The organism is Methanobrevibacter woesei (assembly GCF_003111605.1).
Lineage (GTDB): Archaea > Methanobacteriota > Methanobacteria > Methanobacteriales > Methanobacteriaceae > Methanocatella > Methanocatella woesei.
The window spans coordinates 182,042-192,968 of sequence record NZ_MZGU01000003.1; the positions used below are offsets into that span (position 1 = coordinate 182,042).

The following is a 10,927-nucleotide window of genomic DNA, read 5'->3' on the forward strand; positions in this document are numbered from 1 at the left end:
GTGACTACTATGTTTTGCCCAGAATGTGGAAGTACTGATAAAAAAATGGTTGGTGATGTATGCATTGACTGTTTTTTAAAGGACTACACAATGCTTACAATTCCTGAAAAGATTGAAGTTACAATATGTAGCCATTGTAACAGTAAATTAGAAGAAGGAAAATGGAGTGAATCTAATTTACCTGAAGAAGAAATTATCTACCGCGCATTAGAAAGAAACATAACTATTGATGATCTTGTTGAAAATGAACTTATTGACCTTGAAATTGATCAAATGAAAGGAACAATAGCTGAGTGTTATGTTGAAGCCACTGGCGAAGTCTATGGTAAAGAAATCAGTGAAAGTCATGATGTAGATGTTAGAATATTGAAAACCGTATGTCCAACATGCAGTAAACTTCAAGCAGGATATTATGAATCTGTAATTCAATTTAGAGCAGATGAACGTGAACTCCATAAATGGGAATGTGAAAAAGCAGATGAAATTGTTGAAAGAACACTAATTAAACAAAGCAAAAGTGATAAATTAGCTTATTGTCCTCAGATAGCTAAATTGAAAGAAGGTTATGATTACTATATTGGATCTCTCAAATCTGGAAGAAAAGTAGCTAATGCTCTTAAAGATGAATTTGGAGGCCATATAAAAGAATCACCTCGTCTCATTAGTGAAGATAAATCAACTGGAAAAGGCCTTTACAGGATTTGGATTTCAGTGAGAATTCCTAAATTTGAAGAAGGTGATTTTATCAAGTATGAAAATAACATACTTCAAGTAAAAGACATTGGTAAAAACAGAGTAGTAGCTATTAATCTTGAAAATGATAAAAAACATACAATCCCCTGGAAAGACACCGAAGAGATCGAAGTAGTTAAAAAAGAAGAAGACATAGAAACTACATCAATTATTTCCAAATCTCCAACAACTATTCAGATATTAGACCCTGTTGATTATTCAGTTATTGATTTAGAAATTAAAGAATCAACAAAAAATGCACAAATTGGAGATGAAGTTAAAATAATCAAAATTAACAATTATGTTTATCTACTAAATTAATTAAGTGATAAAATGGATATAGAAGAAAAAATTCAATTAATTGAGCAAGGAACCTTAGAAGTTATAGATAAAGAAGAATTGAAAGACGTTCTTAAAAAAGAACAACCTATAGCTTATACTGGATATGAACCATCAGGAAAAATCCACTTAGGTCATGCAGTAACAGTTCAAAAACTTAAAACTCTTCAAAAATTAGGATTTAAAATTAAAATCCTCCTTGCTGATTATCATGCATTTTTAAATGGAAAAGGAACTGTAGAAGAAATAGCTGAAACAGCAGAATACAATAAGAAATGTTTTGAAGCATTAGGATTAGATGAAACAACTGAATTCGTTTATGGTTCTAGTTTCCAGTTAGATCCTGATTACACCACTAAAGTTTACCAATTAGCTACCATGACCACTTTAAAAAGAGCAAAAAGAAGTATGGACCAAGTAAGTCGTCATGATGATAATCCAAAAGTAGCTAGTGTAATTTATCCAATAATGCAGACTGTAGATATGGCTGCTTTAGAAGTTGATGTTGCATTAGGTGGAATGGAACAGAGAAAAATACAAATGCTTGCAAGAGAAAATCTAGAAAAAATCGATGAAAATGTTCCTGTTTGTATCCACACTCCATTATTACATGGTCTTGATGGAGATGCAAAAATGTCTTCAAGTAAAGGAAACTTTATTGCTGTTGATGACAGTGTTGAAGACATTACCAAAAAAATCAATAAAAGTTACTGTCCTCAAGGTGAAATTGAAGATAATCCAATGATTGAAATAGCTGAAACCTTTGTTTATCCAAATCAGGAAAAATTATTAATTAAAAGACCTGAAAAATTTGGTGGAGACATTGAGCTTACACATGATGAATTAATTGAAAACTTCAAGAATGGAGATTTACATCCAATGGATTTAAAAACTGGAATCAAAGACTTCTTAATTGAATATTTAGCTCCAGTAAGAGAATACATGGAGGAATAAAAATGCCACATGTAGACGAATTTGAAATGGGATTGCCAAATGGTGTTGGGGAGCAAATGCTCGCACATGCTATTGAAAAATTTGATGTGAAATTAGAACATACTGAATATGGTCCAAAACTCATTGGACAATATGAAGAACTTGAACGTGTCCGTGAATTTTTCACAGATGCTATTAGTAAACGTTTAAATGAATTAGAAGAAGAATAATCCTTCTAATTTCTACTTTTTTAAGGTATTTGACTGCTGCAAATTCCAACATAAGATGCTACTGCTTTTTTAATATCTGAGGATACTTTATTTATTCCATTATTTGCATCAATAATTTCATAATTAAATTCTTTTATAACATCAAGATAGTTTTCTTTAACTTTATTTAAGAATTCCTCATTTTCAAAGCTATCTTCACCATCACATCGTTTAACAGAAGTAGCTACATCCAAATCAAGCAATAAAACTAAATCTGGTTTTTTTGCATATTTATTAATTTCATTAATCCAGTCTTTAGGTTCCTGATAAGCCAAACTTGAGATAAATGATCTATCAGAGATAATAATCTTATTTTCATCATTTAACTTATCCATTATGAGCATCCTATCTGCAGCAAATAAAAGGCCTAATGTCTTTTGCATATCCTCAGTTGTAGCATTATCATAAGTTAATAATTCACGAATAAGTTTTCCTACTTTAGAGTCAGTTGGTTCAACTAATAACTCCACTTCTAACCCATTTTCTTCTAACCATTCTTTTAATAATTGAATTTGGCTTGATTTACCTGCCCCATCAATTCCTTCAAAAACAATATACATAATTTACACCATTAAAATAAAAATACATAATATTATTAGTTAATATCTTATTTTCAATAAATTAAATTTATTATTTTTCAACTAAAAAGCTCTCATTAAGTTGATAACTAATTTAAAATACTACTAAAAACAAAAATGATATTGATTAAATTTTATGGGAAGTTACATAATGGTTTTAACTGAATTATTAGCACCAGCAGGGTCTTATGATGTTCTTATTACTGCAGTTAATGCAGGAGCTGATGCTGTTTACATAGCTGGTCAAAGATATGGTGCCAGAGCCTTTGCTAAAAATTTCACAATTGAAGAAATGAAAAAAGCAGTGAAATATGCTCATTTAAATGGCTCCACAATACATGTTACTGTTAATACATTAGTGAATGATTTTGAACTTGGGGATGTTATTAGCTATTTATTCCTATTATATAAAATAGGGGTTGATGCAGTTATTGTTCAGGATTTTGGAATAGTAGAATTATTAAAAAGTTTAATTCCTGATTTAGAAATCCACGCATCAACACAAATGGCATTGAATAATTACAGCTCTGTAAAATGGGCAAGTAAAAACAATATTTCAAGAGTAGTTCTACCTCGTGAGATTAATCTCCAACAAATATCTCAAATTAAACAACAGCTAAAAAAAGATGAGATAGATATGGAACTTGAGGTATTTGGACATGGAGCTCTTTGTTATTCCGTATCTGGAAATTGTTACATCTCTTCTTATAACAGCGGACGTAGTGGAAACAGAGGTGCCTGTGCACAGCCTTGCCGTAGAGAATATAAACTAAAATACAGAGGATATAATGTTGGAAATGGTTTTCTTTTATCAACCCATGATCTTGCAACATATGACCATCTAAAAGAGATTTCAGATGCTGGCGTAACTTCCTTAAAACTTGAAGGTAGAATGAAATCTGTAGATTATATTGGAACTATTGTAAACAGTTATCGTAATCTTTTAGATGGAAAAGAAGGAGATTATGGTAAAAACCTTCATTTAGTATTTAACCGTAAATTTACTGATGGATACTTATTAGATGAAAACCCCGGAGATGTGATGGGTAGAGAAGCATCTGGACATGAAGGATTATACATTGGAGATATTACTAATATTGATGGAACCAAAGTAACAATCCAAGTTAAAAATAAAGAAAATTACATCCCATTAGAAATTGGAGATGGAATTGCTTTTAAATATAATGGAAAAATTAAAGGAATCTATTTAGATGAAATAATAAAACAAGATGAAAATGAAATAATCATCAATACAACACGTCTTCTTAAAGAAGGTACTGAAGTATTTATCAGCTATTCAAAATCAATACATGAAGACTTAAAAAAATATCAGCAGGAAAAAATAACACCTAATATACCTGTAAATTTAAGTTTAACATGGAATGAAGATTTAAACCTTTATGTAAAAGTTACATTTGACATAGATGGTACTCCAGTGAAATTTAGATATAAAGCAGAAGGAATATTTGAAAAAGCTCTTAAAAGACCCATCACAGAAGATACAATTAAAGAACAGCTATCAAAAACTGGAGGAACTCCATTTTACATAGAAAATATTGAGGTAACTGATTTACCTGAAAATATCTTTACTCCAATTGGAAAATTAAATGAAGTTAGAAGGAATATACTAAATAAAGCAGAGGAAATTTTAATTAATCATTATATTCCTACTAAAAAAGAGTTAAAATCCATTAGAAAAAATATTATTCAGTTTATTGAAGAACATAGGGAATTTGAAAATGATTCCATTAATACAAACCCTGAACTTTCAATATTTATTGATGATTTAGAACAGTTAAATGCAGTATCTGGATTTAACCTTAAGAGAGTGTACTTTGATGGAAACTGCCTTTATAACAATCAAAAAGATTACTATGAGAATATTCCGAATCTTTTAGAGGAAGCTTCATTAATTGCACCTCAAAGTGAACTAGTATGGGTTTTATCATCATTTATAAGTGAAGAAGAAGCTATTAAATGCAGTGAAATCGTGAAAGAACTTGAAAATAAGGGAATTATTATTTCAGTTATGGGAGATTTCCCTGCAATGAAAGAAATTTTCAACTGTCCAATTTATGGAAATCATAACTTAAACATCTGGAACAGCTATTCTGTTAAAAGCCTTGCAAATTCCGGTTTTAATGGTTTAATATTATCTTCAGAATTATCAAAAGATGAGATTAAAGAAGTTATTAAGAAAAAAGATTCCAATATTGATTTAGAACTTATTGTAAATGGAAATCTTGAAGTAATTGTGACTAAAGATGATTTTTCAAATTTAAATGAAGGAAAAGACTTTATTATTTCAAATAATGCAGATTATGCAATACTTGAAGATAAAAAACGTAAAAAATTCAAATATAAAGTCTCATTTGACTACAATAAACAGAGCCACATCATTAACAAAGACTGTTTATGTTTAATTGAAGAAATGAATGAAATTAAAGATTTGGGTCTTGACTCTTTAATTCTTGACTGCAGATATTCCAATCCAGAATACACTAAAAAAATTGTATCTATCTATAATGATGCTCTTAAAGACAGAAATGATGAAGAATTAACTAAATACAAATACCAAATTATGGATTTCTCACATTCCTATATTAACAAAGGAAATTTTATTGAAGGAAGACTTCACGAAGATAAAGAAAGGAAAAATGAATATGAAATTGCCTGAATTACTTGCACCAGTTGGATCAATGGACCATCTTCAAATAGCAATTAATGCTGGAGCCAGTTCAATATATTTATCTGGAAAAGAATATGGAGCCCGTAAGTTTGCAGAGAACTTTACATTAAATGAAATAGAGCAAGCAGTAAACACTGCACATCTATACAATGTTAAAGTTTATGTTACTGTAAACACATTAATTAAGGAAGATGAAATAGAAAACGTGCTTAATTACCTAAATAAACTACATGAAATAGGTGTTGACGCAGTATTAGTTCAAGATTTAGGATTAGTTGAACTGATAAACAAACATATTCCAAAACTAAAAATTCATGCATCAACACAAATGAACCTTGAAAATCAAGATAAAATTGATTATATTGAATCTAAAGGTGTTAAAAGAATTGTTCTTCCTCGTGAAATGAGAAAAAAAGAAATAGAAAATATAAAAACCAATATGGAACTTGAAATATTTGCTCATGGAGCTTTATGTTTCTCATATTCAGGACAATGTTTAATGTCTAGCTTTAAAGGTGGCAGAAGCGGAAACAGAGGAACTTGTGCTCAACCATGCAGGCAAAAATATAAAACTAACTTCCTAAACTATCATGACTACTACTTATCACCTAAGGATCTTTGTTTAATCAACAAACTAGAAGAAATAAGTAAACTAAATATAAGCTGCATTAAAATTGAAGGCAGAATGAGAAATAAAGAATATTTAGCTATTGTAATAAGCGAATATAGAAAAGCACTAAATAAATTAAAAAGTCATAAAAAATACAGCAGCGAATTAATAAATCTCGTATTTAATAGAGGATTTACAGAAGGACAGTTTAGCTATAATTCTTCTAGAAGTTTACGTGCAGGACATTTAGGTTTAAAAATAGGAAAGATAATTAACCAGGAAAAGAATCAGCTTGCAATAAAAGTTAATGATGATTTAAAAATTATTCCTGAAAAAGGAGATGGATTGTTAATACATAAAAATAAAGAGGACTGTGGATTTGAAATATCTAAAAATCCTCTATTAACCACTTTAAATCATTATAAAAAAGGTAAAAACAAAGCTATTAAGGATATCACTAGAAAAAATAAAGTTCTTTTAATCAAGCAAGTTAGAGAAAATAAAAGAATTCCAGAAAATTTAATAGGTGCAGAAGTATTTCTAAGTAAAAGAAATAAGATATCCAAAATAACAAAAGAAATCGAACATAAAGGAAACAGTTACATTAAATCCAAACTGACATTGACCTTTTCAGTTAGAAAAGAATATCCTCATCTTAAAGGAATCTTAAAACTTGCAAATAATAAAGAGATTACTGCTGAAGTAAGTGGAAATCATCCTTTTGAACAACCATTGAAAAAAGCAGTAAGTGTAGAAACAATTAAAAAACAATTATCTAAATTAGACAATTATCCTTTTGAAATAATCCAGATGAATATTAATTATCATGGAAATTTATTCATACCACTAAGTGAAATTAACAAATTAAGAAGAGATCTCTTAGCAAAACTGGAAAATAACCTTATAAACAGTTATAAACATGAGGTAACACCAATAAAACTTGATAAAAAAGAAAAAATAGAAGAAAATAAAGCACCAACACTTTCAGTTTATACAACAAATTTAAATCATTTAAAAGAATTGAAAAATGTTGAAAGAGTTTATTTAGAAATACCTGCCGATACTTCTTCACAATTAGATAAAATAAACATCAGTTATATGGTTAATTTCCTTGAAAAAGCATTAGAAATAAGTACAAATAAAGATTATGAATTAATCTGGAAATGGCCAGATATTACTCATGAAAATTTATTAAAAGCATTAAATCAAGTTAAAGGAATATTAAATAAAAAACATATTCCTATTGAAACAATGAGTTCTAATTTTAAAGGAGAATATGGATCTTCTGCATTAAATATTGCAAATAGTGAAACAGTTGAAAGTTTAAGTCAATATAAACTTTTAACATTATCCCTAGAACTTAGAAAAAAAGATTATGAAGACATAATTAAAAATATATCAGACTCATCAAAAGTTGAGATTGTAGTCCAGGGCAATGTTGAGCTAATGAAAACAAGACAGAATATATTAAACAGGAATGAATCAAAGAAAATAGGAAATAATGAGTTGATATTAATAGATAATAAAGGAAATTCATTCTCAACCTATAAAAGTATTTCAAATGAAGAAATTACAATCATAAACAATGAAGAATTATCTTTACTTAAAGAAATACCTCATTTAATTGATATTGGATATAAAAACTTTGCAATTGATGCAAGATGGAAAGATAACCAATATATAGGTATTGCGGATGTTTATTTAGATGCAATAAACAATGGAAAAGTAAACATTAAAAAATTAAATAAATATTCTAAGTTTAATACAAAAGGTAACTACTAATAGTTTTCAATTGCTCTAGGAAAATTTGGATATTAAATTATTAAAAATATTATAATTCACAATAAAGGGGTTTGGAAATGGAAGGAGAGAAGATAACATTGCAAGAAATAAAAGGAATCGGAACAAAAATGTCTGAAAAAATCATAAGAAGTGTTGGAGGTGAAGAAAACCTTCAAAAAATAATTGAAAATCAGGACATTGAAAAGTTAATGAACATTGATGGAATTAGCCATAGAAAAGCTATTGAAATTATGAACACCTTACAAAATAAACCCCAATATGAATTTATAAAAAGTGAAAGAGCAATGGAACTCTATGAAGATATTATTAATAAAATAATTGCTTATTCCAATACAAAATACTCCAAAAATAGAATAATGCTCCTTTCTCCATCAAAAAATAAAAAAGAAATAGAAAAACAGTTATCTTTTACAATGGAAGCCAAAGAAAAAGTATCTAAACTACCAATAATAAAATTAAGAGGATTAATGAAAAATTTAAAAGAAATTGAGGAACCTAAAGCAGAATATGATCCTAGTAAAGCAATACTTGTTGAAACAGAAGAAGATAACTCCTATTTATGTGATTTAGGCCTCAATCAATACTATCCAATTATTACAGCTAGTGAAAGTTCATTAATGCATGAAGAATTATTGAGCTATGATTTAATTATTTATGTGTATTCACAAGGAGTTCTTGATTTAGAAGGGATGCCAAATATTGTAATGATAAGTATTGATGATAATGACTATGAAATAGTGCCTGAAAAAATAATAAACTTCTTTACAACAAATCAGGAATTATTCGAAAAAGTTCATGAAATACAAAAAATTAGGAATAAGGAAACAGTTTTAGGAGAAATTATTCCAATAATCAATGAATTAAATGTAATCAATAAAAGAGAAATTGATATTGATGAATTAGTGAATAATTTAAAGAAAGATATGGATAAAGAATTGGAAACAGCTATTCAGGATGTGGACCTTGAAGGAGATGAAATATTAAACTTATTAAATAACAACTTCCCACCTAAGATTAATGAAATATTTGATGAGATAATAAATAAAAGGAAGAAAATTATTAAAGAAGAAACAGGGCTTGACTTTGATCCATATCTTAAAAAGTATCCAATAGAAATAGATGATATGGAACTGGAAAGAGTGAAATTAGAACAAAGTTCCAAAAAAGAGAATGATATATACGAAACCAAAAAAACAGCAGCTATCCAATTAAATGCAATAAAAGAAGAAGTTATAAAAGAAGTAAATGATGTAATTAAGTTTGATTATGAGTTTACTCTTGGAAGCTTTGCATATGAATATAATTTAAATGCTCCAATATTTGGAGAAAATATTGATTTAAAAGGAGCACTACATTTAGAATTGGCTCTAAAAAGAGAAAACGAAAATGTGCAGAAAATAGATTATTCTTTAACCCAAAATGAGAATATTGCTCTTTTAACTGGAGCAAATAGTGGGGGAAAAACAACACTTCTTGAAACTTTAACTCAAATATCCATAATGGCACAAATGGGGCTTCCAGTTAGTGCTGAATATGCAGAAATCAAATTATTAGATGAAATATATCATTTCTCTAAAAAAAGATCCCTAGATGCTGGTGCATTTGAATCATTCTTAAATGTATTTATTCCAATAGTAACAACAGATAGTGAAAAATTAGTTTTACTTGATGAATTAGAAGGGATAACAGAACTAGAAGCAGCAGTAAAAATTATATCTACATTTATAGACATGATAAAAGAATCAAACTCTTATGGAGTGATAGTAACCCATATGGCAAGGGAATTAATGAATTATACAGATATAAGAGTAGATGGTATTGAAGCAAAAGGATTAGATGAAAACTATAACCTAATTGTGGATAGAACACCAAAAATGAATTTCCTTGCAAAAAGTACCCCTGAATTGATTTTAAAAAGAATCTATGAAAAATCAGATGATAATTTAAAAGCAGTTTATTCAAGAATATTAGAAAAATTCTAATTAAAATAAGCTATTTTATAAAACAATTCTTTTTCTTTTTTTAAATAAAATGAATTCATCTCAAAGAAAGAATGAGATGAAACATTATTATATATTTTGCCCGTATACTAACTCTCATGAATCACAGGTAGATTACCCTTCCCTCCTCGAGCAACCCTCGAAACAGGCAACCTATCCAATGCTGGGTTTCTTAAAATCATAGATAGTACAAAACTAAATTCTCATAAAAGGACCGAAGGCATTAGACCTAAAAAAAAGATAATTGATATGTTTTTAATAGGATATGGTATTAATATATATAAAATTAGTATGTATATAATACTTTCCTAAATTTAATAAAAACTAGAAAATAAACAGATAAAAATAATATTTAATGAAATTGGGCTTGCAGCGAAATGAAATTCCCATAGAAAAACCATAGTACACAAACAAAACACAAAAAGACTTCACTTCTGGGATCGAAACGAGACCAGGTATAACCCTCATGCTATGACCGCAAAACCCAATAACAGAAAAAATAATGATAGTAAATTAGTAAAAATGAATAATGATAAATTTCTTTTATTGATGTATATATGAGATGGCTTGCAGCGAAATGAAATTCCCATAGAAAAACCATAGTACACAAACAAAACACAAAAAGACTTCACTTCTGGGATCGAAACGAGACCAGGTATAACCCTCATGCTATGACCGCAAAACCAAAGAATACACCAACAAAAGAAAAAATAATAATGATAAATAATTAAACCGCGACAATTTCACCCTAAACTGAATACACCTAACCAAACCATTATAAAGGTTTGTATTAATCTAAAGAAAAGAATAAAGAATATAGAAAAAATACATAAGTATTTTATCAATCTAAATTCGAAAATAATGCAAGCGAACAATTGGAAGCAGCGGACTAAACAACTCGGAAAAAAAACCTCGAAGCTCACATCCCTACCCCATCAAACAAGTCTTCTACTCGCGTTCTATAGCAATCTATT

Annotated in this window: 7 protein-coding genes and 3 rRNA genes; 6 read left to right on the forward strand and 4 right to left on the reverse strand. The window is 28.6% G+C overall.

Annotated elements, in window-relative coordinates; all coding sequences use genetic code 11:
* From MBBWO_RS02360 to MBBWO_RS02370, 3 genes are read left to right on the forward strand one after another with little or no spacing between them, the layout of a single operon-like run.
* Positions 1-1,053, forward strand: coding sequence for an NMD3-related protein (locus MBBWO_RS02360; RefSeq protein WP_116669280.1), 1,053 nt, complete (start codon positions 1-3; stop codon positions 1,051-1,053).
* Between the two features lie 12 nt (positions 1,054-1,065).
* Positions 1,066-2,025 carry a tyrosine--tRNA ligase gene (locus MBBWO_RS02365; RefSeq protein ID WP_116669281.1) on the forward strand — a complete coding sequence of 320 codons (960 nt, stop codon included), beginning with the start codon at positions 1,066-1,068 and terminating at the stop codon, positions 2,023-2,025.
* Positions 2,026-2,027: 2 nt separating this feature from the next.
* Entirely contained in the window at positions 2,028-2,234 is a 207-nt protein-coding gene (locus MBBWO_RS02370) for a hypothetical protein (RefSeq protein WP_116669282.1), read from the forward strand.
* A 20-nt stretch (positions 2,235-2,254) separates the two neighbouring features.
* On the opposite strand, the gene tmk is transcribed toward MBBWO_RS02370, so the two are convergent.
* Positions 2,255-2,833 carry a dTMP kinase gene (tmk, locus tag MBBWO_RS02375; protein WP_116669283.1) on the reverse strand — a complete coding sequence of 193 codons (579 nt, stop codon included), beginning with the start codon at positions 2,831-2,833 and terminating at the stop codon, positions 2,255-2,257.
* Positions 2,834-3,002: 169 nt separating this feature from the next.
* Here tmk and MBBWO_RS02380 point away from each other — a divergent pair, with 169 nt between their 5' ends.
* From MBBWO_RS02380 to MBBWO_RS02390, 3 genes are all read left to right on the forward strand, one after another.
* A complete protein-coding gene (locus MBBWO_RS02380) occupies positions 3,003-5,528 on the forward strand; it encodes a U32 family peptidase (RefSeq protein ID WP_116669284.1) in 2,526 nt (841 codons plus the stop codon).
* A complete protein-coding gene (locus tag MBBWO_RS02385; RefSeq protein WP_116669299.1) occupies positions 5,515-7,932 on the forward strand; it encodes a U32 family peptidase in 2,418 nt (805 codons plus the stop codon). Before MBBWO_RS02380 ends, MBBWO_RS02385 begins: the two co-directional genes overlap by 14 nt.
* 77 nt (positions 7,933-8,009) lie before the next feature.
* Positions 8,010-9,935, forward strand: coding sequence for a MutS-related protein (locus tag MBBWO_RS02390; RefSeq protein WP_116669285.1), 1,926 nt, complete (start codon positions 8,010-8,012; stop codon positions 9,933-9,935).
* 382 nt (positions 9,936-10,317) lie between these two features.
* Here MBBWO_RS02390 and rrf (MBBWO_RS02395) read toward each other — a convergent pair.
* From rrf (MBBWO_RS02395) to MBBWO_RS08195, 3 genes are all read right to left on the reverse strand, one after another.
* Positions 10,318-10,436, reverse strand: a 5S ribosomal RNA gene (gene rrf, locus MBBWO_RS02395).
* Between the two features lie 81 nt (positions 10,437-10,517).
* Positions 10,518-10,636: ribosomal RNA gene (gene rrf / locus MBBWO_RS02400) — 5S ribosomal RNA — on the reverse strand.
* A 172-nt stretch (positions 10,637-10,808) separates the two neighbouring features.
* A 23S ribosomal RNA gene (locus tag MBBWO_RS08195) occupies positions 10,809-10,927 on the reverse strand; the annotation flags it as partial.

Excerpts from the sequence above, each read along its gene's own strand:
- MBBWO_RS02390 (WP_116669285.1), top strand. The coding sequence starts at position 8,010 with ATGGAAGGAGAGAAGATAACATTGCAAGAAATAAAAGGAATCGGAACA.
- MBBWO_RS02365 (WP_116669281.1), top strand. The coding sequence starts at position 1,066 with ATGGATATAGAAGAAAAAATTCAATTAATTGAGCAAGGAACCTTAGAA.
- MBBWO_RS02380 (WP_116669284.1), top strand. The coding sequence starts at position 3,003 with ATGGTTTTAACTGAATTATTAGCACCAGCAGGGTCTTATGATGTTCTT.
- MBBWO_RS02370 (WP_116669282.1), top strand. The coding sequence starts at position 2,028 with ATGCCACATGTAGACGAATTTGAAATGGGATTGCCAAATGGTGTTGGG.
- tmk (WP_116669283.1), bottom strand. The coding sequence starts at position 2,833 with ATGTATATTGTTTTTGAAGGAATTGATGGGGCAGGTAAATCAAGCCAA.
- MBBWO_RS02385 (WP_116669299.1), top strand. The coding sequence starts at position 5,515 with ATGAAATTGCCTGAATTACTTGCACCAGTTGGATCAATGGACCATCTT.